Source organism: Sphingobium sp., assembly GCA_035196065.1.
Taxonomy (GTDB): Bacteria; Pseudomonadota; Alphaproteobacteria; order Sphingomonadales; family Sphingomonadaceae; genus Sphingorhabdus_B; species Sphingorhabdus_B rara.
The window spans coordinates 2,170,915-2,196,708 of the sequence record CP136575.1; the positions used below are offsets into that span (position 1 = coordinate 2,170,915).

21 protein-coding genes are annotated in these 25,794 nt (G+C 57.3%); 4 read left to right on the forward strand and 17 right to left on the reverse strand.

Features of this window, described 5'->3' with window-relative positions:
• Positions 1-10 precede the first annotated feature (10 nt).
• From RSE16_10390 to RSE16_10400, 3 genes are all read right to left on the reverse strand, one after another.
• Entirely contained in the window at positions 11-751 is a 741-nt protein-coding gene (locus RSE16_10390; protein ID WRH75116.1) for a sulfite exporter TauE/SafE family protein, read from the reverse strand.
• A gap of 12 nt (positions 752-763) precedes the next feature.
• The gene (secA, locus tag RSE16_10395; GenBank protein WRH75117.1) at positions 764-3,499 is read right to left on the reverse strand and encodes a preprotein translocase subunit SecA; all 2,736 of its coding nucleotides are present in this window, start codon (positions 3,497-3,499) and stop codon (positions 764-766) included.
• A gap of 89 nt (positions 3,500-3,588) precedes the next feature.
• Positions 3,589-3,861, reverse strand: coding sequence for a hypothetical protein (locus tag RSE16_10400; protein ID WRH75118.1), 273 nt, complete (start codon positions 3,859-3,861; stop codon positions 3,589-3,591).
• A 97-nt stretch (positions 3,862-3,958) separates the two neighbouring features.
• On the opposite strand from RSE16_10400, the gene argJ reads away from it, so the two are divergent.
• Positions 3,959-5,182, forward strand: a complete 1,224-nt coding sequence (gene argJ / locus RSE16_10405) for a bifunctional glutamate N-acetyltransferase/amino-acid acetyltransferase ArgJ (protein ID WRH75119.1) — start codon at positions 3,959-3,961, stop codon at positions 5,180-5,182.
• Here the strand turns inward: argJ and trxA are convergent.
• The 9 genes from trxA to RSE16_10450 all read right to left on the reverse strand — a co-directional run bounded on the left by trxA (position 5,179) and on the right by RSE16_10450 (position 18,523).
• Positions 5,179-5,499, reverse strand: a complete 321-nt coding sequence (gene trxA, locus RSE16_10410; GenBank protein WRH75120.1) for a thioredoxin — start codon at positions 5,497-5,499, stop codon at positions 5,179-5,181. The genes argJ and trxA overlap by 4 nt on opposite strands.
• An 85-nt stretch (positions 5,500-5,584) precedes the next feature.
• Positions 5,585-8,998 (reverse strand): double-strand break repair helicase AddA, encoded by a 3,414-nt coding sequence (gene addA, locus RSE16_10415; GenBank protein ID WRH75121.1) that lies wholly within the window; start codon positions 8,996-8,998, stop codon positions 5,585-5,587.
• On the reverse strand, positions 8,988-11,960 hold the full coding sequence (gene addB, locus RSE16_10420; GenBank protein ID WRH75122.1) for a double-strand break repair protein AddB: 2,973 nt from the start codon (positions 11,958-11,960) through the stop codon (positions 8,988-8,990). The genes addA and addB overlap by 11 nt, the downstream gene beginning before the upstream one ends.
• Entirely contained in the window at positions 11,953-12,672 is a 720-nt protein-coding gene (locus tag RSE16_10425; GenBank protein ID WRH75123.1) for a nucleotidyltransferase family protein, read from the reverse strand. Before RSE16_10425 ends, addB begins: the two co-directional genes overlap by 8 nt.
• On the reverse strand, positions 12,669-13,646 hold the full coding sequence (locus RSE16_10430) for a phosphotransferase (protein ID WRH77344.1): 978 nt from the start codon (positions 13,644-13,646) through the stop codon (positions 12,669-12,671). Before RSE16_10430 ends, RSE16_10425 begins: the two co-directional genes overlap by 4 nt.
• Before the next feature lie 8 nt (positions 13,647-13,654).
• Positions 13,655-14,071, reverse strand: a complete 417-nt coding sequence (gene tsaE, locus RSE16_10435) for a tRNA (adenosine(37)-N6)-threonylcarbamoyltransferase complex ATPase subunit type 1 TsaE (GenBank protein ID WRH75124.1) — start codon at positions 14,069-14,071, stop codon at positions 13,655-13,657.
• The gene (locus RSE16_10440; GenBank protein WRH75125.1) at positions 14,068-16,506 is read right to left on the reverse strand and encodes an ATP-binding protein; all 2,439 of its coding nucleotides are present in this window, start codon (positions 16,504-16,506) and stop codon (positions 14,068-14,070) included. Before RSE16_10440 ends, tsaE begins: the two co-directional genes overlap by 4 nt.
• A gap of 38 nt (positions 16,507-16,544) precedes the next feature.
• A complete protein-coding gene (ahcY, locus tag RSE16_10445; GenBank protein WRH75126.1) occupies positions 16,545-17,936 on the reverse strand; it encodes an adenosylhomocysteinase in 1,392 nt (463 codons plus the stop codon).
• 98 nt (positions 17,937-18,034) lie between these two features.
• The gene (locus RSE16_10450) at positions 18,035-18,523 is read right to left on the reverse strand and encodes a hypothetical protein (protein ID WRH75127.1); all 489 of its coding nucleotides are present in this window, start codon (positions 18,521-18,523) and stop codon (positions 18,035-18,037) included.
• Between the two features lie 227 nt (positions 18,524-18,750).
• Here RSE16_10450 and RSE16_10455 point away from each other — a divergent pair, with 227 nt between their 5' ends.
• The 3 genes from RSE16_10455 (at position 18,751) to RSE16_10465 (ending at position 21,571) form a co-directional block, all read left to right on the forward strand.
• The gene (locus RSE16_10455) at positions 18,751-19,230 is read left to right on the forward strand and encodes a peroxiredoxin (GenBank protein WRH75128.1); all 480 of its coding nucleotides are present in this window, start codon (positions 18,751-18,753) and stop codon (positions 19,228-19,230) included.
• A gap of 116 nt (positions 19,231-19,346) precedes the next feature.
• Positions 19,347-20,780 carry an AMP nucleosidase gene (locus tag RSE16_10460; GenBank protein WRH75129.1) on the forward strand — a complete coding sequence of 478 codons (1,434 nt, stop codon included), beginning with the start codon at positions 19,347-19,349 and terminating at the stop codon, positions 20,778-20,780.
• An 8-nt stretch (positions 20,781-20,788) separates the two neighbouring features.
• Positions 20,789-21,571 carry an SDR family NAD(P)-dependent oxidoreductase gene (locus RSE16_10465; GenBank protein ID WRH75130.1) on the forward strand — a complete coding sequence of 261 codons (783 nt, stop codon included), beginning with the start codon at positions 20,789-20,791 and terminating at the stop codon, positions 21,569-21,571.
• Between the two features lie 16 nt (positions 21,572-21,587).
• Here RSE16_10465 and RSE16_10470 read toward each other — a convergent pair whose 3' ends face one another.
• From RSE16_10470 to RSE16_10490, 5 genes are read right to left on the reverse strand one after another with little or no spacing between them, the layout of a single operon-like run.
• A complete protein-coding gene (locus tag RSE16_10470; protein WRH75131.1) occupies positions 21,588-22,169 on the reverse strand; it encodes an energy transducer TonB in 582 nt (193 codons plus the stop codon).
• A 5-nt stretch (positions 22,170-22,174) separates the two neighbouring features.
• Positions 22,175-23,986 (reverse strand): M2 family metallopeptidase, encoded by a 1,812-nt coding sequence (locus RSE16_10475; protein ID WRH75132.1) that lies wholly within the window; start codon positions 23,984-23,986, stop codon positions 22,175-22,177.
• Positions 23,987-24,043: 57 nt separating this feature from the next.
• Complete coding sequence (locus RSE16_10480) at positions 24,044-24,580, reverse strand: hypothetical protein (protein ID WRH75133.1); 537 nt, start codon at positions 24,578-24,580, stop codon at positions 24,044-24,046.
• Complete coding sequence (locus RSE16_10485; protein ID WRH75134.1) at positions 24,577-25,323, reverse strand: alpha/beta fold hydrolase; 747 nt, start codon at positions 25,321-25,323, stop codon at positions 24,577-24,579. Before RSE16_10485 ends, RSE16_10480 begins: the two co-directional genes overlap by 4 nt.
• Positions 25,320-25,751 (reverse strand): GFA family protein, encoded by a 432-nt coding sequence (locus RSE16_10490; GenBank protein WRH75135.1) that lies wholly within the window; start codon positions 25,749-25,751, stop codon positions 25,320-25,322. Before RSE16_10490 ends, RSE16_10485 begins: the two co-directional genes overlap by 4 nt.
• Positions 25,752-25,794: the final 43 nt, after the last annotated feature.

Genomic DNA, 25,794 nt, shown 5'->3' on the forward strand with positions numbered 1-25,794 from the left:
TTCCAGAAAATCAGATGGTTTGCAAAAGCAGCCGGATAGCGGCGTAGCCGACCAATATTGCGGTTACGCGGCGCAGCCATTGTGGCGGAAATAAGCGGATTCCAGCCATGCTGCCTAATTGGCCACCGATCAGCACGGCAAGCAGCAATGGCCAATAGCTTGCTGCCGGTTCAGCAAATGATTCGATACCGCCCTTGGTCAGTTGTCCAGCAAGGCCGGTGATCGAATTCACCAAGATGAAGAGCGAAGCAAAGGCTGCGATTCGCCGTTCATCCGCCCATCGGATGAGGTGCAGCACAGGGGCCATGAATATGCCGCCGCCAATGCCAGAAAGTCCTGCAAGAAGCCCCACAACACCCGAAAGGCCTAGAACTACCGGCTGGGGGAGCTTCATGCGCGACAGACGTTGCTGCGGCAGCAGAAGAGCAATGGCAGATAGCAGCAACGTTCCCCCCAGGATCAGGAGGAAGGTCTGTTCCTTCAGTGGCGTAAGCCCTCCGATAAAGGCCATGGGCGCTGAAATGGCCAGCATCGGCGCCATGATCTTCCAGTCGATCAAGCCGGCGCGCCAGAAACGGATGGTACCGCCCGTGACCACGACGATGTTGCAGCAAAGCGAAATGATCGGGATCAGCTTGGGCTCAATCCCTGTAAGCGTCAGGATCGCCGTATAGGACGATCCCCCGCCAAAACCGACAGACGCATAGATGAGCGCAATAATGCCAAACAGCAGGGGCAGTATCGCGCTCATATCAACAGCCGATCAGAATGATCCGTGGCAGTGCTTATATTTCTGGCCAGACCCGCACGGACAGGGATCATTGCGACGGATGTTGGGATTGCTGGCAAAGGGATCGCCCTCGCCCGGATCCATCGCGACCTGCCGCGCCGGAATGGATGCGCGGATCAGGCCCAAATCTGCGCCGTCCACATCGCCGCTATCATCCTCACCGGTCAGCGGATCGAAATGGGTGGTTAGAAAATCGGGCAGTTCCGGCAGATCGCCATCCATCGACGGTGCCTGCACTACAAACTCGTTGGTCAGCATCGTTTTCACGATGTCCTCACGGATCGCAGTCAACATGCGTTCGAACAGACCAAAGCTCTCGGCCTTATATTCGTTGATCGGGTTTTTCTGCGCATAGGCGCGCAGATAAATGACCTGACGCAAAGCATCGAGCGTCGAGAGATGCTCTTTCCAATGATGGTCCAGATTCTGGAGCAGCACCTGCTTTTCAATCTGGCGGAACAGCGTTGCGTCGATGGCGGCACGCTTTTCAGCAAGCTTTGCCACCGCTGCATCGGCAAGGCGTGTTTCAACGATTTCGGGATCGATTTCTTCTTCGGTCAACCAGCCATCAATGTCCGGCTTCATGCCAAGAATTTCGTCGGTACGTCTCTTCAGGCCATCAACATCCCATTGTTCGGGATAGGTTTCCGGCGGGCAGTTTTCGCCGACAATTGCATTAACGGTTTCTTGCAGCATATCGTCGAGGACATCATCGACCGCATCGGCATCCATGATGTCGCTGCGCTGTTCGTAAATGACCTTACGCTGGTCATTCATCACCGTATCATATTCAACCAACTGCTTACGGATGTCGTAGTTGCGGGCCTCGACCTTTTTCTGCGCGGTTTCGATCGCGCGCGAAAGCCATTTACCGCCAATGGCTTCGCCATCTTCCAGCGAACTGTTCATCATCTTGGCAAACAGCGTTTCAGATCCGAAAATGCGCAGCAGATCATCCTCCAGGCAGAGGTAGAAGCGCGAAAGGCCGGGGTCACCCTGACGGCCAGAACGGCCACGCAGCTGGTTATCAATACGGCGGCTTTCATGCCGCTCGGTTGCCAGAACGAAAAGCCCGCCTGCCTCAAGCACCTTGGCCTTTTCAGCCTCGATTTCGGCCTTGATCGCCGCAAGCGCTGCCTCACGTTCCGCGCCTTCAGGCATTTCGGCGAGTTCGTCGTCGATGCGATATTCAAGGTTACCGCCCAGTTTGATGTCGGTACCTCGGCCGGCCATGTTGGTGGCGATTGTTACCGCACCGAGGCGGCCTGCCTGCGCAACGATACGGGCTTCCTGTTCGTGGAAGCGGGCGTTGAGGACCGCATGCTCGACGCCTTCCTGGTTCAGATATTCCGACAGAAGCTCCGATTTCTCGATTGAAACCGTGCCGACCAGAACGGGCTGGCCGCGGTCATTCGCTTCCTTGATCGTTTTGGCAATTGCAGCGAACTTGTCTGCGGTATTTTTGTAGAACTCGTCATTTTCGTCGATCCGCTGCACCGGCACATTGGTCGGGATTTCGACGACGTTCAGTTTGTAAATGTCGAAAAATTCCTGCGCCTCGGTCGCAGCCGTGCCTGTCATCCCCGAAATCTTGGGGTACATGCGGAAATAATTCTGGAATGTGATCGTCGCCAGCGTCTGGTTTTCGGGTTTGATCGGCACACCTTCCTTGGCCTCGACGGCCTGGTGAAGGCCGTTCGACCAACGGCGGCCATCCATCATACGTCCGGTAAATTCGTCGATGATGATCACTTCGTCATCTTTGACGATGTAATCGGTATCGCGCTTGAACATCACATTGGCTTTGAGCGCTTGGTCAAGATGATGCACGACCTGCGTATTTTCATAATCATACAGGTTGCTGCCGATCAGAAGGCCCGCGCCTTCGAGCAGGCGCTCCGCCTTTTCGGTGCCATCTTCAGTCAGCATCACGCTGCGCTGTTTCTCGTCCTTCTCATAATCGCCTTCATCCAGCTGGAGAACGACTTCATGGACGGCGCGATACAGTTCTGACTTGTCGTCGGTCGGGCCCGAAATGATCAACGGCGTACGCGCTTCATCGATCAGGATCGAGTCGACCTCGTCAACGATCGCATGGTTGAACGGGCGCTGCACCATCTGGTTGCGCTCATGCTTCATATTGTCGCGAAGATAGTCGAAGCCCAGCTCGTTATTGGTCGCATAGGTGATGTCGCAATTATAAGCGTCGCGCCGCTCATTCTCGGTCAGATTGGGCACGATTACGCCGGTGGAAAGGCCAAGATAGCTGTAGATCTGACCCATCCATTCCGCGTCACGCTTTGCGAGATAGTCGTTCACGGTTACGACATGCACGCCCTTGCCTTCGATGGCGTTGAGATAGGTGGCGAGCGTTGCCACCAGGGTCTTACCTTCACCCGTGCGCATTTCGGCGATTTCGCCGCGATGGAGCACGATGCCGCCTACCATCTGCACGTCGAAATGGCGCATACCGAGCGTGCGCTTCGATGCCTCACGCACCGTCGCAAACGCCTCTGGCAGGATGTCGTCAAGGGTTTCGCCAGCCTGCAGGCGTTCGCGAAAACGCTCCGTCTGTGCCTTCAGTTCATCATCGGAAAGCGCGGCTATCTGGTCTTCAAGAGCGTTGATCTTGCCAACAATCTTCATGATTTTCGCGACATAACGGTCGTTCGACGAACCGAACATGGATTTGGCAATTTTGCCGAGCATAGGGAGAGCCTTTGAATAGGTAATGGTTGTTCCGCTGTGAAATCACAGGGCAGTTCATGTGAAGAAGGCGCATATAGCGCCAGCGAGGTTTACTCGCGCGCGCGCTCAGCCCTGCTGACGGGCGTAGACAGAGTGATGCTGCGAACCATCGCCGGAACTGCAGCCATATTCTGATCAAGCAGCCTTGACTCAACGCGGCTTGGCAGCACCTGACTGGTGTGCACGGCCGCAACAGCTGCCATGGGCTGCATCAACTGGACCGGAGAAGCAGCGTTGGTCTGCGCAGCTGCGGAAACCGGACGCGCAGCTTCCGCTGCCGTGAACCCGGTCAACAATGCAACAATATAAAGCAGCAAACGCATTATGGGCGAAACCCCTGTCTTGATTTGTATATAGGGTTGACTTGCACTTGCGTCCATCCCCATTGCGACCCGCATATAGTAGCGGAAGTCTGTTTAAATGATGTCAACATCCCCTCTTGCCCTGCCCTTCCCCGACATGCCCGAAATTGGCGGCGTGACGAAGCGCGTGGCACGGGCTCGGTACAAGGATTGGGATCGCTGCGATCTCACTTATGTCGAATTGTGCGAAGGCACGGCGGTAGCAGGGGTGACGACACGCAATATCTGCTGCTCGGCCGAGGTCGAACTGTGCCGCGACAATTTGAAAGGAGGGCTGGCGCGCGCGCTGGTCGTCAATGCCGGTAACAGCAATGCCTTCACCGGCCATCGCGGGCGTGAAGCCGTTGACGCGATAACCGCGCAGGTGGCCGCCCATCTTGGATGCGCCCCTACCCAAGTCTTTGTATCATCGACAGGCGTGATCGGGGTGCCCCTCCCCAAGGACAAGGCAGAAGCCGGCCTGAACGCCGCCTTCACCGCTGAAACTTGCAGTTGGCAGGATATCGCCGACACGATCGGCACCACGGATACGTTCGCCAAGGGTGCAAGCGCGAGCGCGATGGTCGGTGGCAAGCGGATAGAGATAGTCGGCGTCATCAAGGGGAGCGGCATGATCGCACCCGACATGGCAACGATGCTCGGCTATATCTTCACCGATGCGGCAATCGAGCCTGGCTTTCTTCAACATCTGCTCAGCACAAGCAATGGCGCGACCTTCAACTGCATCACCGTAGATAGCGATACTTCGACGAGCGACACCGTTCTCGCCTTTGCGACTGGCAAGGCAGGCAATGCCCCTCTCACCTGCTTCGACGATGCCGGCGCAGATGCTTTTGCCTCCGCGCTGCATGATGTCTGCCGCCAGTTGGCGCATCTTGTCGTACGTGATGGCGAAGGTGCGCAGAAGTTCATCGAAATCAACGTCACAGGCGCCGTTGCAGATGATAGCGCGCGCCGCATCGCGCTCGCCATTGCAAATTCACCACTGGTAAAAACCGCGATCGCAGGCGAAGACGCCAATTGGGGCCGGGTCGTGATGGCGGTGGGTAAGGCCGGCGAACCTGCCGATCGCGACCTGTTGTCTATCCGCTTTGGGGCAACGCTGGTCGCGCAAAATGGCCTTGCCATCGAAGGCTATGATGAGACCCCGGTTGCTGCGCATCTCAAGGGTCAGGAAATCCGCATCGGCGTCGATATCGGCCTCGGGTCAGGCAGCGCCACCGTGTGGACCTGCGACCTGACCCATGGCTATATCAGCATCAATGCGGATTATCGCAGTTAGAGCGCGGCTTCGAGCCAGCTCTTGATTGCGGCCTTGGGCGCTGCGCCGACCTTTGTCTCAACAATTTCGCCATCCTTGAACAGGATCATGGTAGGAATGCCGCGAACGCCATATTTGCCCGGCGTGTCCGGATGATCGTCAATGTTGAGCTTGGCGATCGTCACCTTCTCGCCCAGTTCCTCGCTGATTTCTTCAAGGCTGGGGCCGATCATCTTGCACGGGCCGCACCATTCGGCCCAGAAATCCACGAGCACCGGCTTGGAAGAGCCAAGCACTTCGGTTGCAAAATCATTGTCGCCAACTGCTTTGGTAGCCATCAAAAATACTCCTTCTTTACCTATGATTGTATGGTCCGCGACGGCCCGTTGCAAGACGGACGCGCCAAAGTTTTGCTTTGTCCGTTCAAACAGGGCGATGCGGGGCAAGATCGTTTTGGTTCAGTGCGATCATCGCAGGTGCATGGGTGTAAAGCAGTGCGGCAGATACTTTGTGTTCCGGGAATATCCGTTCGACCGCGGCAACATAATGCGCCATCTGCCGCAATTCCGATAGCGGCACATCTGCAGCCGAGCCCGGAACCCGTCGCGATGTCTTGAAATCAACGATCCTGATTTCGCGATCCACTGCCACCAGTCGGTCGATACGCCCCGACACCACCGTCTGCCCTACCAAGGCGGCAATCGGAACCTCCGCCCGGGCATCTGCGGAAAACAAGGAAATCCAGCGCGGATCATCAACAAGCTTCAATATCTGACCGATCATCTCGCCATGATCATGGTTGCGCGATGTATCCCGCATGAGCAGCCATTGGGCCGCGTCCTGCTCAAACCGGTCGCGGCGGTCGGCAACGAACCGCTCTATCAAGCCGTGGATTAACTTCCCGCGCTCGGCAGCAAAACGCAAAGCTGCAATCGCCGGCTTGTCGCCCGTATCGCTATCGTCAAGTTGCGAAGGTGCGAGCGGGCGTGGAGGCTGCGCTTCGGGCGCGGCAGCATCGATCAGCCATTGAGGAAGTTCCCTTTTGGGCGTGATGTTCGAGGTTGATCCAACACGGGCCGCAGCGCCGTTGTCCAAAGCCCCCCGATACAAACGCGAACGATATCCGCTGACATCCTCGATCATATGTGCGCCAATGGCATCCAATGCGCGCTCAACCGCGCAATACCAGCTATCCGGCTTTGGCGCATCTTGCTTTGCGCCCAGACTACCGGCCATGATCAACCTTTCCTCGGCACGGGTAAGCGCGACATATAACAGCCGGTAATGCTCGTTCATCTCGCGCGCTTCACGCTCTTCCTCAATCTCGGCGAGTAGGCCGATGCGCAAATCCTTGTCGATACGCAGCAACGGCAGGTTAAGCCCGTCGCCAATTGGCAGACTAGTGCCGGGGTCGCGATTACCACGGGCTTCAGGGTCAACGGTGACATCTGCCAGAATGACGACCGGCGCCTGCAACCCCTTTGCGCCATGAACCGTCATGATCTGCACTTCATTGCTTCCAGCAAGGCGTTCGCGTTTTATTTCGCCGGGATTGCTTTCAAACCAGTCGAGGAATTGCTGCAAAGTGCCGCTGCGCGATTGTTCGAATTCAATTGCGAGGTTGAGAAACTCCTCGATTGGAACGAGCACTTGCTCGCCGAGCCTTGCGACAAATTTCTCTCGTCCCCGCGTCGGGCCGGATAATATCTGTTCGATGAACTCGAACGGCGTCGTGAAATCCGCACTCGCCAATAGGGCGTGCAATGGCGCCAGATCATCTGCCAGGCTTTCGTCGCGCCGCAGATGCTGCCACATCGAAATCCGCTCGGAACGATAGCCATGATCAAGCAATTGCTGCTGCGTCCAACCCAGCAGAGGCGATACCAACAGGCAGGCGAGGCTCAGATCATCTTGGGGCTGCAGGGCAAAACGGATGGCGGATAGCAGATCCTGTACCGCCAGTTGTTCACCAATCTGCATCCGGTCAATCCCGGAAACCGGCACATTCAACGTGTGCAGCCGGGCAACCAAAAGCGATGCGACCTCGGTACGTTTGCGAAACAGCACCATGATGTCGCCTGGGGTCAATGGCTTGCCGCTAGCCAAAATCGGGCGCTCATCGACCAGCGCCTTGATCCTTTTTGCTAGGATAGCGGCCAGTTCGCGCTTCTCCGGGCCAAGCCATTTCTCCTCGTCGCTGTCACCTTCGTCATTTTCGTTGGCGGCCGCAGACAGGATGGGCTCGATTAATTCAACCGAGCCAATGTCGGGTTTTTCGCTAATATGATCGTCGATGTAATCCATCAGGCCGAAACGCGCATGGCCCAGCGTATTGATCACCCCATTGACCAGCCCGAGAATGGGCTGGGTCGAGCGGAAGGAGCGCGACAGCGTCAACTGGCTGAGTTCGCGTTCCTGTTCGGCAAGGCGCATGGCATAGCGCTCGCCTGCCTCACGATAGCGGGCAGGATCGGTGCCCTGGAATCCATATATCGCCTGCTTGAAATCACCGACCGCAAAAATGGTCCGCGGCTTTTCGCCCTTCGCGCCTTCGCCTGCAAAGAAATCGCCCGAAAGCGATTCGATGATGGCCCATTGGCGGGCATTGGTATCCTGCGCCTCGTCGACAAGGATATGGTCAATCCGCCGATCCAGCTTATAGCGCACCCATTCGGTCATGCCGTTGGTGGTCAGCAGATCGGCCGCCTTGTTGATCAAATCATCGAAATCGACCAGACCGCGCGCACGCTTGGCCGCTTCATAGCGCAGTGCAAAGGCCTTGCCGGCAAACAGCGCATTGGCAAGGCGGTCGGCATAGCGCGCTAGCGCCACCTTTTCGCTCAACGCCTTGGTCCATAGATGCAAGTCTAACGCAATGAACGCATATTCATCGTTGCCCGGCGTAAACCCCTTGGTGGCGTTCATCGGTTCGCCGTCGCCCTTCGTCCAGCAGTTATGGATCAAGTCAATCGCCAGTCCGCGCCCGATCGGGTCCATTTCCAGCCATTGCGCTATCTTGTTCGCGCGTTCTCGCCCGCGGCTTGTGCCCCATTCGACGTTAAGCTCATATACCGCCCGGATAGACGCAAGGTCGATGACTTCATCGCACAGCAGCGACGCGACCAAATCGTCGGTGTTCCCCTCCATGTCCAGGCCCAGATTGGCGCGCACAAAGGTCAACAGCCCCTGCCCTTCGGGTAACTCGCGCATGGTTGGCAGCACAGCGGCACAGCGTTGCAGGAAACTCCATGCACCATCTTCGCCCCGTTCCATGCTCAACTGGCGCAAACTATCCGGGATGAAACCGTCGCCGCTACGATCTGCTTCTTGCGCGATTTGCGCGAGCACCTCTTTCTGCAAGTCGGCCTTGGTGCGATCATCCAGCGGCTCGAACCCCGGCATGATGCCCGCCTCTTCCGGAAAACTGGCAAGAAGTGATTGGCAGAAACTGTGGATCGTCATGATCTGCAGGCCGCTGCCCGGCGCATCCAATATGTCGGCAAAGAGGCGCCGTGCATGATCGCGGTCATCGGGATCGGATGGCGCTCCAATTGCCTCCAATTCCCAAAACAGCTGATCATCGGGCATCATCACCCATTTGGCGAGCTTGCGATTGATCCGCTCGGCCATTTCGGCGGCGGCTGCCTTGGTGAAGGTCAGGCAGAGGATCTCCTCAGGCTTCGCGCCTGACAGCAGCAGGCGGATCACCCGACCCGACAAGACCTGCGTTTTGCCAGAACCTGCCGACGCGCTCAGCCACACATTCGCATCCGGGACCACCGCCGATTTCTGTGCCGCGGTGAAGTGATCAATATTGGGCTTCTTTTCAGTTGCCATTATCGGCCTCGTTCCAACTGACGCTACCCAGCCATTCGTCAAGCCGCATCAACTGTTCATAATCCTTATACACGGCATAATCGGGTTTCAGCTTGGCCTTGAACGGCGCATTACCGGTGATCCACCGACCGATGGCGGCGCTCGCCTCTGCCTTGGCGAATTCGGTGAAGCTGGCCGTGTCAGGTTCACCCTCTTTGGGTTTTTTGGCCAAGGGCGAAGCTGTATAGCCGAAATCGCCATTTTGCTTTGCAAGCGACCAATATTCGAAGCCCGCGACCTTCCCGGAAAGCCCTTTGACCGCGCCGGCTTCGACAAGCGCGCCGCTCAACCCAAGTTGCAAGGCATAGCCTGCGGCCACCTTGTTTTTCGCAGGCGGGCTGCCCGTCTTATAATCGACGACCACCAATGTGCCATCCGACTGCCTATCTATGCGGTCGATACGGCCATGGACGCGGATGCCCGCAATCTCGCCTTCGGCCCTCGATTCAAATGTTTCAATCTGCCGGCCCTCAGCGCTATTGGCGGCAACTTTTGCCGCAACCCAGCGCAAACCCGCAATGATGCGCGGCTGCCACAAGAGCCGAAGGGCAGGAGCAACGCTACTATCAGTGAGCGCGGCTTCAGCAAAGGCGACCAGACTGTCGGGATCGCGTTGCCCTGATTTCGTCCAATCCTCGATTATCTTGTGAACCAGCGTGCCCTTCCAAGCCGGATCAGGGGCTGCATCCACCGGCTTCAGCGCATCAAGCTTCAAGATATTGCGCGCATAGAAGGCGTAAGGATCTGCCTTTAGCATATCCATTTGCGTGATCGAAATGGCAACCTTGCGTTGCTCCGCTAAGGGCAAAGGCTCGGGTCGCGCATGCGGCAAGACAGGCCGCACCGGGTGGTCCAGACGACGTGCCAAGTCCAGCGCCACTTCCTCATCTTGCAGGCCTTCGCCAAACAATGCCTGAATACGAAGCAGAAAGCGCGAGGCTATGGACGGACCGGAACGGTCGCGCTTTGCCCGTGTCAGAACAACCTCCGGCGCACCCAATGCACTGCCAAGATCATGCGCGGACAACCCGATATTGCGGTCCAACCCCGGCAAATCGAGTTGCCGTCGCAAATGCGGCGCCAGCCATGGGTCCGGCTGAGGCAATTGCGGCCATGTGCCCTCATTCAGCCCGGCGCAAATCAGCAGATCGGCCGATTGCAGACGGGCTTCAAGCAGGCCGAAAATGGATACACGCGGGTGGCGGCCATAAGCGGGCCGGATGGCAATGTCGGCGAGCATTGTCTCGAACAGGTCGGGCCAGGCTGTGACTTGCCCATCCGACAAAAGTTCCAGTTCCTGATCACCCAGCGCTTCGACAAATTCGGCCAAGCGCCGTCCCGCTGCGCCTTTCCAGATCGTTCCATCCGTCAGCTTGTCTGCAAGACCTGTCACGGCATCAAGATGGGCGCGAAGGCTCCGCCGGCTGGCGTCGGCATAAGGGCGCATAATTGTTTCGGTTTCCGACCACCAAAGCGCCAAATCGGGTTCGGCGCGCTTGGCTGCAATATTGTCGGCTATGATCCGGGCAATTGCATCAATACCCGCCAGCAATTGCGGTCCGCGCAGCAACAAATCGAGCGCACGCACCCGATCCAGCCATGCAAGACGTGCCTCGCCTGCCCTGACCAGCGGATGTTTGAGAACAGACAATAATATGACCGGCGCGAATTGTCCGGCAAGCATTTGCGATACCGTCAAGAAAAGGGCGCCAACAGGCTCCTGCGCCAATGGACGTCCTGCGCTATCATCGGCCTCAATGTTCCATCGCTTCAGCTGGGCGGCGACCCGTGATGCGATCTCGCGATCGGGTGTGACCAGTGCAACGCGTTTGCCTTCTGCCTCAACCGACTGGCGGATCAGAACCGAAATGGCGCGCGCTTCTTCGGCGCTGTCTTCGGCTTCAAGCAAGCGGACATTGTCGATCGTCCGGCGCGCACGTGAAAGGTTCCGCCATGCGACCGTTTGTTGGGGCAGGCAGAAGATATCCTGCATAGCTTGCGCAGTTTTGGGCGGCATTTTGCTGAATAAATCAACCTCGCTTCGATCAATCCCCATGCGATGCAGCAACAATTTGAGATGATATTGCGGATGGGTTTCCCGATGCGGCGCGCGGGGCGTATCGCCCGTCTGATCCGTTGGCTTCGCGAGATCACCAAGTGCTTCCCAATCATTGGCATCCAACTGCAAATCCACATGCGGCAGCAATACCAACCCATTGGGCAGCCGGGCAATCTGGCCGAGCAGAGATGCAATTGCAGGGGCCGCCGTGGTAATGCCCGCGGCAATGACTGGCGTCGTTGGCGGACACGCCTTCAATCGCGCAGACAGACGATATAGCAAGGCATTGCGCCGCGCGGCGGGGGCCATCAATCCCTTAGCGGCCAGCCAGCTTTCACTTTCGCGACACAGCGATTTCAACGATCCATAAGCGGTCGACCAATGGGCAGCGAGGTCTGCATTGCCATGATCGAAATCCACATCGGCAAGCGATTTTTCTTCTACATCCAATGTATCCAGTGTCTGGACCAGCTGCTTTGCCAGATGCAGCGCCTCGGTCGCGCTGGCATCGCTTCGGTGCCGACGGACACATCCGGCCAGATGCAAAAGCCGCTGCATGTCATCGACGGCAGGAAGCGGGGGCGCATCGTCGAAAGCCAGCGGATCGAGCAATGGCCCCAATTTTTCGTCCAGCGCCAGATCGCCTATCGCCGCCATCCGCGGCAGCACCAAACCGGTCTCGGCCGAGCGCACAAAGGCAGATGTTAGCGCCGATACCGCTCGATTGTTTGGAAGCAGGATGAGGACATCTGCCATGCCCAACAGATCGCCGCGATAGCGGTCAACCAGCCAGTTGGACAATGCCGTCGAAAGATCTGTCCCGACCGGGACGGTTTGTACCCGAGTTCGGATTGCGTCAGCCATTTACCGTCAATGCCGCCTCGGTCGGCGCTATCGCTTGCGGTGATCCGATGTCGAACCAGTCGCCCTGATGGACGATGCCATATAGTCGCCCTTCGGCAATCGCCCGATCCCAAAGCTTGTTCGTTGAAAAAGGCCCTTGCGGCGCATCGCGCAAAAGGCGGTGGCTCAACAATTGATTGCCGGTAAACACAAAATCCGCCTCTGGATTATCGCCGCGGCGAACAAGCCGTTGCGACCCATCCAGATTGAAATCACCCTTTCCAGAATGGCAAAAGGCGCGGTCTTTTGGAACGAGCAGAAGAAGACCATCCATCCGCGCATCATCCCAAGCCTTGGCCAGACTGACAAGAGCGTCTTCCGCGCCCTCCTCGGTCCAGATCGCATCGCTGTTGATGCAGTAAAAGGGATCAGCTGCGATCTTGGGTGCAGCCTTCACAAGCCCGCCACCGGTTTCGAGCAATAGATCACGCTCATCAGAAATAAGGATATCCAGATCTTGCGCATGCGCGGCCATATGCGCCTCTATCTGATCGGGCAGATAGTGGACGTTGACGACGGCCTTTGTCACCCCTGCCCGGCGCGCCTTGTCAAGCACATGGTCCAGCAGGGCCTTCCCCGCCACCTTGACCAGCGGTTTCGGACAATTTTCGGTCAGTGGGCGCATCCGCGTGCCAAGACCCGCCGCCATCACCATGGCCGTATCGACGATCATGCAACGCGATCCAGCGGCGACGATGCCCTGATTTCTTGCGGGATAGTGCGATCAAACCAGTCGCGCAGCTTCACCAGGCCGGGATGGGCGAGATCGCGTTCCAATAGCCCCCACATGCGCGGTAGGAAGGACAGATAGCGTTCCTTGCCATCGCGCTTCCACAAGCGCGTGAATATGCCGATAATCTTGGCATTACGCTGCGCACCGAGCAACGCATAATGCAGATCGAAATCGGCGGACACGGTCGCTTCGCATCGATAATGCTCGAGCATCGCCGCCTCAAGCTCGGGCGAAACATCACGCCGCGCATCCTGCAGAATAGACACCAGATCATAGGCTGGATGTCCGGCAAGCGCGTCCTGAAAATCGATCAATCCCTGTTCGCCATCAGACAGCAGCATGATATTTTCGGCATGGTAATCGCGCAGCACCGTCACCTGCTGCCATTTGCTATCGCACAAGGGCAGCAGCGCTTCCCGCCACATCGCTTCATATTCTGCAACGTCAGTTGCGATCCCCATGGCCGGTAAATACCATTCGGCCAGCAATGCCGTTTCACGCAGATAAACCGCGGCATCATAAGCGGCCAGTTGTGCAACAGGCGCCTTCGCCAATCGAACCAGCGTATCGACCGCATGGGTATAGATCGCCACTTCGTCTTCCGGATGGGCGTCGATATGCTCACGCATGCGGTCGTCACCAAAATCCTCGATCAGTATCAAACCACGCGCAAGGTCTTCGGCCAATATCTGCGGCGCACGAAACCCGGCACCACAGAGATATTTTGCCACATGCAGAAAGGGCCGCGGATCTTCATGCGGGGGGGGCGCATCCATCAACATTGCCGTTGCACCATTTTCCGCGCGAATGCGGAAATAGCGACGGAAAGACGCATCGCCCGCCAATGGTTCGATCGCGGCATCGCCCCATGCTGCAGCTTCAAGAAACGGCTTCACCCCTTCAGGCAATCTCACGGTCAACTCTACTTCCTCTTGTCTTTGATAGTCACCTGCCGCGCCCCGCCCGCCAGAGGCAGGATCTCGATTGCCAGATCAGGCTGCAACAGTTGCGCTCCGCCCTTTTCCGGCCATTCGACCAGCAACACTGCCCGATCGTCATCAAACAAGCCGAGTTCGTATAGATCCTCGGGATCATCTAGCCGATAAAGATCGGCGTGAACAACGGGGATGCGCATTCCGGCTTCATCATATTGGTGGATAATCGCAAAGGTCGGGCTGGACACATCACCTTCAAATCCAACTGCAGAGATGATCGCCTTGGCCAGCACGGTTTTTCCTGCGCCAAGCGTGCCCGACAGCGTGACAAGATCGCCCGCTCGCAGGCCATCGGCAATCTGCACGCCAAGGCGATGCATTGCTTCTTCGTCGGCAATGATCATGCAGACGGCGCCGTTCTGGGAAGGCGCACTGCAACGGTGGTTCCTTCGCCGGGACGGGATTCAATTTCAAATTGGCCGCCATGCAGTTCAACCAGCTTTCGCGCCAATGGCAGGCCAAGCCCCCTGCCGCTGGTCGCCGGTTCGGCACCCCCGCCCTTAAAATCATCAAGGACCCGCGCCTGTTTCTTCATGTCCATTCCGGGGCCATTATCCGAAACAACAATCGTCACCCCGCTGCGGTCACCCGCCGCATGAAGAAGGACGCGCACGCCTTCTCCGCCATAAGACAAGGCGTTCCCGACCACTGCATCAAGCACCTGCTTCAACCGCCCGACGTCACCCTGCACAATGCCTGCATTAGGCTTTACATCAATAACCAGCGATGCCTTGCGCGACCGGGCGAGTTCTGCAGCGCTTGCTTCAACATTCGTGACAAGATCTGCAACCGATACCGGCTTGCGCGCAACGGGAAGCGCGCCCGCCTCGCCTTGCGTATAATCCAAAACGGCATTGATTTGCTGAGTCAGCCGTTCAGCCGATTTAGAGATAGCCTCTACATATTCCTTGGCCTGCGGCGGCAATTCGCCAGCAACACCTTGCTGCAAAAGATCCGCAAATCCGCCAATCGAAGTCAGCGGCGTGCGGAATTCATAGCTCATATTCGCAAGGAATTTGCCCTTGATTCTGTCCGCCTCAGACAATGCAGAATTGCGTTCGCGCAAAGCCTGCTCGATCTGCACACTGTCGGTCACGTCCAGCATGGCGAACAGCGCGTTGCCATCGGGCAACGGCACGGTGGAAAGCTGGAAAATCCGACCATCGGCAAAACCAATCCGGCTTCGGCGGGGTTGCCGATTGGAGATCGTCATTTGCAGCAATTCTCGCAATATCGAGATATGGGCCGGCTGTTTTAACTCGCCCGCGAGTTGGGGCAGAAGTTCATCAAAACGCGGATGCTTGGCGAGCACCTCTTCCTCAAGCTTCCATGTTTCGGCGAACAGCCGGTTCCAGATGGTCAGCTTGCCATCGCTGGCGAACACGGCGACGGTTTCAAAAAGATTGTCGAATGTGGCCGTACGCACCCGTAGAAGCGTGTCGCGTGCACTGGCCAATTGTGCCTGCTCGGTGCGATCCTCGAAAATCAGCAGCAGGCCGCCATCCGGCGTCGGCTGCGCGACGAGCCGCAGGTGCGTGCCGTCGGGAAGCAACCAATTCTCTTCAACCGGCGCGGCCATATAGAACCAATGCTCACGCTCCAACTTCCATTCAGGAAAATCGCGCACTTCGGGCATTTTGCCATTGTCGCGCATCCTGTCGAGGACGCGGGTGAATTCAGGCGTTTCGGCGAGCCATTCATCGCGAAAGGCAAATATCCGCTGAAATGGCAGATTGGCAAAGACCAACGCCTTTCCAGCTCCAAACTGGGCAACGCCTGCCGACATTTTATCGAGCAGGTTGCGCTGCGCCTCGGCCTGGCGGCGGTTGGTGGCCAGCGCATCATTCAATTCCTGAACATCGATCGCGATGCCGCCAATGCCGATCTCACCCATCGGGATATCGAAGGTGCGGAACTGGCGGCGCTGCCCCTTGACCGTGGTTGCAACCAGTCGTTCGATCGCGCCCCCGCTTTCATTCGCCCGTGCGGCTACGGCCATCGGATGCTCTGCGCCAAGCCCCTCAATCAGTTCGACGCCTTCATCAACAACATTATCCGCATTCGCCGCGCCAACGGCGTCGGCATAGGCCTTATTGACGAAGGTCAGATGAAGGTCGCTGCCACGATGCCACATCGGAAGCGGCGAGGCTTCGATCAGGCCTGCCAATGCCTCAAATGCGTTACGCGCCGAACGCGATTCCCCCTCAAGCTTTTCGAGATCAAGCACGATCTCGGTAAGATCATACAGCCAGAGGACGGCGGCCCCTTGCGGATAGATTTGCGCATCGGCCGTGTCGATCCGCGCCATCAGCCGACGATTGGAGTCCGGAAGCGCCAACCGTCTGACCCGCGTCTGCCCTGTTCGCTGGGCCGCACGAACATCCTCCTGCAACCCCTGCCAGTCAGCCGCAACGTCGCCGATGGACAGTTGAGTCGTGAGTTCGGATATCGATGAGAGCCGATCGACACCGATCATTTTCCAGAACCTGTCGGATGCCTCAATCGCGCCGTCATTGCGGATCACAGCCGGAAGCGACGGCGATGTTTCAATCAGTCGCACGAGCCGGCGCGAATTGTTGATCATCGCTTCGGCCTTGCGGCGCACGGCAAGGCCTTGCCAAACCGCCCAACCGGCGGCGATCAGCCAGACACCCAGCAGCAGCCCGACCAAAGCGGGAACCAGGCCATGGCCTGCCATCACCTTATCACCGCTTGCATTTGTGCCATGAAAATTGCGGTGCAACGAAAGGCCGTCGGAAGCAACAAAAAAGGCCCGCACATGGCGGGCCCTTCTTTGCGTTTCCTGTTACCGACCGATCAATAGCGGTAATGATCGGGCTTGAACGGGCCTTGCTGGGTCACGCCGATATAGGCAGCCTGCTTCGGCGACAGGGTCGTCAGCTTCACACCCAGCTTTTCAAGGTGAAGCGCAGCCACCTTCTCGTCGAGATGCTTGGGCAGAACATAAACCTCGTTCTTATATTCGTCATTCTTGGCGAAAAGCTCGATTTGGGCCAGCACCTGATTGGTGAAGGACGAGCTCATCACAAAGCTGGGGTGGCCGGTGGCGCAGCCCAGATTGACCAGACGGCCCTTGGCAAGGACAATGATCTGCTTGCCATCAGGGAATTCTACAAGGTCAGTGCCCGGCTTCACTTCGGTCCATTTATAATTGTCGAGCGCTGAAATCTGGATCTCGCTATCGAAATGGCCGATGTTGCAGACGATCGACATCGGCTTCATCGACTTCATATGTTCGGCGGTGATCACATCTTCGTTGCCGGTGGCGGTCACAAAGATATCGCAACGCTCAACCGCTTCTTCCATGGTGACAACTTCATAGCCTTCCATCGCCGCCTGCAGGGCGCAGATCGGATCAATTTCGGTGACCATGACGCGCGCGCCGCCCTGGCGCAGCGAAGCGGCCGAGCCCTTGCCGACGTCACCAAAACCGGCAACGCAGGCAACCTTGCCGGCAAGCATGACGTCAGTCGCGCGGCGGATGGCATCAACCAGCGATTCTTTGCAGCCATATAGATTGTCGAACTTCGACTTGGTGACGCTGTCATTCACATTGATCGCGGGGAAAGGCAGCTTACCGTCCTTGGCGATCTGGTAAAGACGATGGACGCCCGTGGTGGTCTCTTCCGAAACGCCCTTAATGTTCTTCACGCTTTCCGTGAGATATCCCGGCTTCGCCTTGAGGAAGGCGTTGAGCGCGCGGACAAATTCAATTTCTTCGGCATTGGATGGTTCAAAAAGCGTCTCACCCGCTTCGACCCGGGCGCCCCAGAGCGCAAACATGGTGGCATCGCCGCCATCGTCGAGGATCAGGTTGGTGGTGGTGTCGTCGCCCCAATCAAAGATGCGGCCGACATAGTCCCAATAGTCGGCCAGGCTTTCGCCCTTCACCGCGAACACCGGAATGCCTGCGGCGGCAATGGCAGCGGCGGCATGATCCTGCGTGGAAAAGATGTTGCAGGTCGCCCAACGCACTTCTGCACCCAGATCGACCAGCGTTTCGATCAGCACCGCAGTCTGGATCGTCATATGCAGCGAACCGGTGATCCGTGCACCCTTCAACGGCTTTGATGCACCATATTCCTTGCGCAGCGCCATCAGGCCCGGCATTTCGGTTTCGGCAATCTTGATTTCAGCCCGTCCGAAATCGGCGAGCGAAAGGTCGGCAATCACATAATCTGCGGCCACGGGAAAACTCCGGCTAGGGGATTGGAATTGCTTGCCCCCTAGCGGAGATGTCCGCAGAAAGCAATCTCAATATAAAGATTGCTTTATATGGTATAGGCTCAACGCCGTGACGCGATCGCCACGGAACAATTATGTGCAGCCTGTCGTGGTACGCCTACAATTTCATCGGCCAAACGCGCCAATGCGCTGGCTTCCTGCCGAACACGGGAAAGCTCGTTCGACAGCTTTGCGAGCTTCGCACAATCAGGACTGCCGTTCCCGCCACCATAATAGTTGGACAGCGCAATCATGAATCGGTCCAGCTCTTCGAAAGCGGCCTTTTCGCCCATTGTCCTGGCATAACGCGCTTTGATGATATTGTGCTGGCTCGCCAGTAAATCATTATTCTGACGCACAAACCGGTTGTAGTCGCTCAAAAAGTTATCGCTCCCGAACCGGCAACGAAGTGCCGAAACCATGAGCATCTGGTTCATATTGGCGATGCGTGCTGCATCTTGCTCGGCGTTGGTCCAACATGCCTGTGCCGGTGTCGCCACCAGCGAAGCAGTCAGTAAAACCGCCGCGATACTCGCTGTAAACTTCTTCATTTCAACACCCCTCCAGCAACCGTGGAAAGGCGACAATGCGGGAGCGTGTTTACCGAAATTTCAACCTGTGTAATGAAGCAAAATTAACCATGTGGCCTGTTGCCCCAATGTCACGTCCGAACAACAAGCGGACCTTGGAACCGACAAAGACAATCCCTATTTGCATGAAGCACACATGCCATTATGCGGCAGACGACGCTCATAATTTGGCCAAGGAAGGAAATGCCATGACGATCAAAGTAGGTGATAAACTCCCCGACGTGAAACTGGTGAAGGCAACGGCAGAAGGACCGCAGCCTGTTCAAAGCTCGGATTATTTCGCTGGCCGCAAGGTTGCGCTTTTCTCGGTTCCGGGTGCCTTCACGCCGACCTGTTCCGCGCGCCATCTTCCCGGCTATGTTGAAAAAGCGGATGAACTGAAAGCCAAGGGCATTGATGAAATCGCCTGCACCGCAGTCAATGACGCCTTTGTTCTGGGTGCATGGAACAAGTCGGGCGGTTCGGACGCCATCACCATGCTGGCAGACGGCAATGGCGATTTTGCCCAAGCCGTAGGACTTACCATGGACGGTAGCGGTTTCGGCATGGGCAAGCGCGGACAGCGTTTCTCGATGATCGTCAATGATGGCGTTGTCGAACAGTTGAACGTCGAAGCTCCGGGCGATTTCAAGGTCAGCTCCGCCGACCATATGCTTGGTCAGCTCTAAACTCAGGCTGAAACAACCATAAGGCGAAGTGGTTAAAGCCATGATGCCAGCGTTAGGGCGGGGTCATTCCCGCCCTTTTTGCTTGCCAAAAGACGTAGAATAGGGAAACCGTCTTCATGGCTACAGAAAAGACACAAGACATAATCCGCCAGATTACTCAGCGTTACGATGCATCAGTCGAACGCCTGCGCACCGCACTTGCCGCTTATTTGAAAGACCGTACCGCGCCTAACGCGGTGGACCGCGCAAATGGTGCTTTTGCTTATCCAGAACTCGTGATCCGTTATGACGGCGTTGAAAAATCGAGCGGCTCAAACCTCGCATTTGGCCGCCTTGAAAAACCCGGCACTTACCGCATCACGTTGACCCGTCCTGAAATATTCGGTGACTATCTGGAAAGCCAGATTGAACTTCTGGTCGAACAATTCGAAATCCAGATGGAGGTTCACGCAGGACGGCAGGAAATCCCCTTCCCTTATGTGCTCGACGGGCTCGATCTGGGCGACGTTTCACCAACCGAGCTATCCAAATATTTTCCGGCAACCGAGCTTGCGCATATCGGTGACGAAGCCGCTGACGGCCTGCTGATTGCAGATGAAAACGGCCTGCCCCTGTCACTTTTTGACGGATTGCGCACCGATTTCTCGCTCGCCCGGCTCAAACATTATACGGGAACCCCGCCGGAGCATTTCCAGCGCTATATCCTCTTCACAAACTATAATCGCTATGTTGACGAGTTTGTTGCATGGGCGTGCCAGCAGGTCGGCAAAGGACGCTACACGGCACTCTCAGGTGCAGGCGGGCTGTATGTAGACGAATCTACAGAGGACCATGCGCAGTTGGTTGCCGACAGCACATGGCGCAAGCATCAGATGCCGGCCTATCACCTGATGGCCGATGGTGAGACTGGGATCACGTTGGTCAATATCGGCGTCGGCCCTTCCAATGCGAAGAATATCTGCGACCACCTTGCCGTGTTGCGTCCCGAAGTCTGGCTGATGATCGGCCATTGCGGCGGCCTGCGCGATACGCAGCGGATCGGCGACTATGTGCTTGCCCACGCCTATTTGCGCGACGACAATATTCTCGACCGCGTTCTTCCGCCCGAAATCCCCATCCCGCCCATTGCCGAAGTGCAACAAGCACTCGAAGCTGCAGCCGTGCAGGTATCGGGAACCAGCGGTGCAAACCTGAAACGCAGGATGCGCACCGGAACGGTTGTGACTACCGACGACCGCAATTGGGAATTGCGCTATACCGACAGCGCACTGCGCTTCTCCCAGTCGCGTGCGGTTGCAATCGACATGGAATCGGCAACGATTGCGGCGCAAGGTTATCGCTTCCGCGTGCCCTATGGCACCCTGCTGTGCGTCTCGGACAAGCCACTGCATGGCGAAATCAAACTGCCGGGTCAGGCCAACCGGTTCTATGAAGAGGCGATTGCCGCACATCTGCAGATCGGCATCCAAACCTGTGAATTGCTGCGCGAAGCCGGCAACAGCCTGCACAGCCGCAAATTGCGTGCATTTAACGAACCCCCTTTCCGTTAAGGACCTACATGGACGATTGCCCCCCTTTATCCCGTTCGATTGCTGGCCGTGTGGCCATTGTCACTGGCGCTGCGGGCGGAATGGGGCGGGCAACCGCGCTGTTATTTGCAGCGGAAGGCGCCAAGGTTGCCGTGTGCGATCTTGATACCGCCGGATGCGAGGCAGTGGTGGCAGAAATTGGCGCGGCTGGCGGGACGGCACTGGCCTGCCCGCTTGACGTTGCCGATCATGATGCAATCAAGCTGAATGTAGAAAAAATCACCGGACATTTCGGCGGCATCGATATCCTCGTCAACAATGCAGGAATTTCCGCATTTTGCCCGCTCGATGCTGGCAACGAATATGACATGATATGGGACCGCGCGCTTGCGATAATGCTGACCGCGCATCAGCGCATGGTGCGCGCCGCCCTGCCATGGTTGCGAAAGAGCGACGCTGCGCGCATCGTCAACATCGCCTCAACCGAAGGGCTGGGGGCCACGCCGGGCGATACGCCCTATGTCGCTGCAAAAACGGGCGTTACGGGGCTTACCCGCGGACTTGCCGTCGATCTGGGCAAGGAAGGCATCACCGTCAATTGCATCTGCCCTGGTCCTATCCGCACCGGCATGACCGACAAGGTCAGCGAAGCGGACAAAGCAGTTTTCGCCAATCGCCGCACGGCGCTGCGCCGCTATGCCTGGCCTGAGGAGGTTGCGCACATGACGCTCAGCCTTGTCCTGCCCGCGGCAAGCTATGTTACCGGGGCCGTCATCCCCGTTGACGGGGGGCTGACGGCCCGGAACGCCTAACCGAGATATAGTCCGCTCAGTTGCCTTGGTAGAAAGCGACTTGGGTGAAGTTGATAGACTCAACGGGAACGCCGTCGACCATTGCTGGCCGAAGTTTCAAAGAGCGGCACAGCTTCCACTTTGCAGCATTATCCAATGCTTGATAACCGGAGGTTGCAGCAATTGTGCAATCTCTCGCTTTACCGTTCACGCCGACGATGAGCCGGACGACAACTGTCCCCTGTTCGCCATTGACCAGACTATTGCTAGGATAATCATCCGTCGAAATCGGCGGTTTTCCTGATAGCGATTGCGGGGGAACGAAGCCCGCTGGAACATCGGCTATCCAAACGGGAGCTTTGGAAATGACAGGTTTGCTCGCGGCGCGAAAAATGACCGTTTTGCATGCCTGTTTGTCTGCCAATGCGCTTCCGCTCGTTTTTGTAACAATGCAATTATTGGGCCCGAGGATATAGCCATTACTCACAAATTTAACTTCGGCCTGAGCTTCTTTAGGTTCGGCTACACCCGCTGGGACACTGACCAAAAACATCGAGTATTGGTCCTCTGTCGCGTGCAGAGCTGCTGCGGCTAAGCACACTACAGAAGCGAATTGCATGCTTCTTACCATCCCTTTTTTTGGCCCTTATTCTGCTGCTTAAGCCAATCCATCAGCGGCTTGAAATAATCGAGCATCGCCTTGCCTGACATTTCGCGGCTGCCGGTGAAGGCTTCCAACGCATCGGGCCAGGGCTTGGACGCGCCCATTTCGAGCATCGCGTTGAGTTTCTTGCCGACATCCTTGTTCCCATAGAATGAGCAGCGGTGCAGCGGCCCCTTCCATCCGGCTGCGTCGCAAGCGGCCTTGTAGAATTGGAACTGCAGGATGCGCGCGAGGAAGTAACGCGTATAGGGCGTGTTCCCTGGAATATGATATTTAGCACCCGGATCGAATGCATTGGCGGGCCGTTCAGCGGGCGGAACGATACCCTGATATTGGCGGCGCAAATCAGTCCATGCCTTATTGTAATTGGCAGGCGCGATCGAACCGTTGAACACGCCCCAGCGCCATTTATCGACCAGCAGGCCAAAAGGCAGAAAGGCCACCTTGTCCATCGCCTGACGCAAAAGCAGGCCGGTATCCTTGTCCGCACTCGGTACCTTGTCCTTGTCGAGCAGGCCGATCTGAACAAGATATTCGGGCGTGATCGACAGGGCCACGGCATCACCAATCGCCTCATGGAAACCGTCATTCGCGCCGTTCAAGTGCAGATAGCTCTGCTGGTTATAGGCGCGCTGGTAGTAATTGTGGCCGAGTTCGTGATGAATCGTCACGAAATCACTCGAATTGACCTTGATGCACATCTTGATGCGCAGATCGTCGACATTGTCGATATTCCACGCAGACGCATGGCAAACCACTTCGCGGTCACGCGGTTTCAGGAATTGCGAACGCGCGTAAAAACTTTGGGGCAGCGGTGCAAAGCCGAGTGAAGAGAAAAAGCCCTCTCCAATCTTCACCATGCCGATCTCGTCGATATTCTTCGCCTTCAGCAGATCGCCAATATCATAGCCGATATCGCCCGAACCCGCGGGCGCAACAATATCGTATATGTTGCCCCATTCCTGTGCCCACATATTGCCGAGCAAATCCGCCCGGATCGGGCCGGTCTTGGCCTGCACTGCATCGCCATATTTGGCGTTCAGCTTTCCGCGTACAAAGGTGTGCAGCTCGTCATAAAGCGGCTTCACTTCCAGCCACAGCTTGTCGGTCAAATTGGCAAACTCATCAGCTGGCATGTCATAGCCCGAACGCCACATCGCGCCGACATCCTTGAAGCCAAGCTCGGTCGCGCCGTCATTGGCAATTTCGACCATCCGGGCGTAATCCTTGCCCATCGGTTGGCCGACATTGTCGTGCCAACTGACCCACATTTCCTTCAATTCTTCGGGGTTCCGGCTGGCGCCCATTTCGGCTTCGATGTCGGAGCCGCTGATAGGCTGCCCCTTCAGCATGCCCTTGCCCTTGCCGTAAGAGGATTGCAGACGGGTGCCGATGGTCGCCAGCTCGGCTGCCGCGCCCTCGCGCGTCGGTGCGGGCAAGACAAGGCCGCCGCGCAATATATCGAGTTTACGCCGGGTCTCGGCAGTCAGCCCGGGTACAGCCTGATATTTGGCCGCTTCAAGTGCATATTGAACCGCTTTTTCGGTGCCAACCTCGCCATATTTCGCTGCCAGCGCATCCGTATCGTCGATGATATAGGTTGCGTTGATCCATGCAACGCGGCCGCCCTCTATCGAAAAGCCGAACAGGTCTTTTTCGGCTTTCGCAACAAAAGCCTCTGCATCGGCGACAGTCGGCGCATTTTCCTGCGCCATGACCGGTGTGGCCATCAGCGCGGCTGATAGCGCCAGTGTTGATATAAATTTCTTCATTTCGAAACTCCCCGAACAAAATCTATGCAGACGCACTGCGCTTGCGTCGGATGCAGGTCAAGACGGACGGTCTGCCCTTCGCCGAAGCCAGAGCGCCACTGGCAGAGCGGACAGCGTGATCATGAAAGCGATCGACTTGATCGGCCGCGCCGCCGCCGCCAGCGCGGCAAAACTGTCCGTGCCTTGGCCTTCCAATAACTGGATGAACTGGCAGATTGTTTCCGAATAGTCGCTGACGATGAAAACCACCGCCGCGCCCAGAACCACATTGCCCAACCGCCGCACCCGGGGCGAGGCATGGCCGCGCAGCATCTGCCCGCCCGTGGCTGCACCTATGCCATATATGGCAATGAAGATCAGATCGATCGCCATGCTGGTCTGTGCCAGCCAGAGCACGCCATCGGCCTGCCACTGTTGCTGGATCAGATTGACCTTCGCCGCACTGGCTGCCGCCTGATGATCGCTAATCCCGAAGGGCGCGACTTCGTTGGAAAGCGAGGGGTTGATCGCAATCATCACCGCGAGCAGCAGCAATCCGCCAAGCCATAGCCGCCAGAAAGTTTTTTCCTGCGCAGATTCGCCCGCTGTCGTCATGATGCCAGATACTCCACCATGGCCTGCCCCAATTCGGGCTTGGTCACTGCGCTCATATGATTGCCCGGAACAGCGATCAATGCAGCCTGAGGCAGCACATCTGCGAGAGCGGCTGCAGACCCATTGTCGTCGTCGTCGTCCCCGCAAATCACGCCCACCGGAAGGTCGAACCCGGCGAGTGCCTCCACCGGCGTATCGACAAAGCTGTCGAGGATATTGAGCAGCGCAACCGGATCGCCGCCCGTTGTCTTCAAAAATGCCTCGACCATGAATGCCGCCGATCCGCGCGGATGTTCGCCCAAATGGGTCAAGACATGGCGGAAATGGCTTGCCCGCGTCCCGGTATCGGTCAGCCCCTTCAGGCCCATCCCTGAAATGATGGCCTTGCGCGGCCGACAACCGCGGGCAAGCATCCGCGCCACGGTGCGCCCACCAAGCGAATAGCCGGCAAGGTCGAAATCCGCGAGCGCCAGATGATCGAGCAACGCAAACTGATCATCCGCCAGAATATCGCGTCCATAAAGTGCGCGATCATGCGGCTTGTCGCTATGCCCATGTGCGCGCAGGTCAGGCATGATCACGCGATAGCCCGATGACGCCAGCAAGCCGGCATGGCCGTAGCGGATCCAGTTGGTATCCGCATCGCTCATATAGCCATGAATAAGGATTAGCGGACGCCCTTCCCCCAGTTCCTTTACCGCAATCTCGACGCCATCATGCGCGGCAACCCGATATTCCCTCATTTGTCAGCCTTTTTCCATCTTTCGACCAGTGACGGATATTCATCGCAGCGCATCCTGTCGAGCGCGCGCGTATCAAGCCATGCCTCATGGATGGACTCTGCGCCGAAATGGCTGGTGGGGATGAAACCATCAGGATCGTCCAGGCTGCCCAAAGTGACATCGCATCTTTCGGCGTCGGGATATTCGAACCCCAAAGGCGTCCCGCACCTGCTGCAAAAGGGACGCTGCGCAATCGGCGAGCTGGCATACCAATCCGGCTCCGACAGCCATTGCCGCTGCTCCTTGCGCATGTTGACGAAAGCCGCAGCCACGCCACCGGTTGCCCGCTGGCACATCCTGCAATGGCAAAGATAGGCGTTGCGGTTCTCGAGCGTGAGCGCATAGCGCACCCTTCCGCACTGGCACCCGCCGGTGAATGTTTCGGTCATTGTGCCGGGATACAAGGAAATCCCAAGCGCACAAGCGCATTGC

Bases quoted from the DNA above. Each gene is read 5' to 3' on its own strand.
- RSE16_10485 (WRH75134.1), bottom strand. From the start codon at position 25,323: ATGAGGGAATATCGGGTTGCCGCGCATGATGGCGTCGAGATTGCGGTA.
- RSE16_10455 (WRH75128.1), top strand. From the start codon at position 18,751: ATGACGATCAAAGTAGGTGATAAACTCCCCGACGTGAAACTGGTGAAG.
- RSE16_10490 (WRH75135.1), bottom strand. From the start codon at position 25,751: ATGACCGAAACATTCACCGGCGGGTGCCAGTGCGGAAGGGTGCGCTAT.
- RSE16_10475 (WRH75132.1), bottom strand. From the start codon at position 23,986: ATGAAGAAATTTATATCAACACTGGCGCTATCAGCCGCGCTGATGGCC.
- secA (WRH75117.1), bottom strand. From the start codon at position 3,499: ATGCTCGGCAAAATTGCCAAATCCATGTTCGGTTCGTCGAACGACCGT.
- addB (WRH75122.1), bottom strand. From the start codon at position 11,960: ATGGCTGACGCAATCCGAACTCGGGTACAAACCGTCCCGGTCGGGACA.
- addA (WRH75121.1), bottom strand. From the start codon at position 8,998: ATGGCAACTGAAAAGAAGCCCAATATTGATCACTTCACCGCGGCACAG.
- RSE16_10460 (WRH75129.1), top strand. From the start codon at position 19,347: ATGGCTACAGAAAAGACACAAGACATAATCCGCCAGATTACTCAGCGT.
- RSE16_10470 (WRH75131.1), bottom strand. From the start codon at position 22,169: ATGCAATTCGCTTCTGTAGTGTGCTTAGCCGCAGCAGCTCTGCACGCG.
- RSE16_10465 (WRH75130.1), top strand. From the start codon at position 20,789: ATGGACGATTGCCCCCCTTTATCCCGTTCGATTGCTGGCCGTGTGGCC.
- tsaE (WRH75124.1), bottom strand. From the start codon at position 14,071: ATGATCATTGCCGACGAAGAAGCAATGCATCGCCTTGGCGTGCAGATT.
- RSE16_10400 (WRH75118.1), bottom strand. From the start codon at position 3,861: ATGCGTTTGCTGCTTTATATTGTTGCATTGTTGACCGGGTTCACGGCA.
- RSE16_10390 (WRH75116.1), bottom strand. From the start codon at position 751: ATGAGCGCGATACTGCCCCTGCTGTTTGGCATTATTGCGCTCATCTAT.
- argJ (WRH75119.1), top strand. From the start codon at position 3,959: ATGATGTCAACATCCCCTCTTGCCCTGCCCTTCCCCGACATGCCCGAA.
- RSE16_10450 (WRH75127.1), bottom strand. From the start codon at position 18,523: ATGAAGAAGTTTACAGCGAGTATCGCGGCGGTTTTACTGACTGCTTCG.
- RSE16_10480 (WRH75133.1), bottom strand. From the start codon at position 24,580: ATGACGACAGCGGGCGAATCTGCGCAGGAAAAAACTTTCTGGCGGCTA.
- trxA (WRH75120.1), bottom strand. From the start codon at position 5,499: ATGGCTACCAAAGCAGTTGGCGACAATGATTTTGCAACCGAAGTGCTT.
- RSE16_10425 (WRH75123.1), bottom strand. From the start codon at position 12,672: ATGATCGTCGATACGGCCATGGTGATGGCGGCGGGTCTTGGCACGCGG.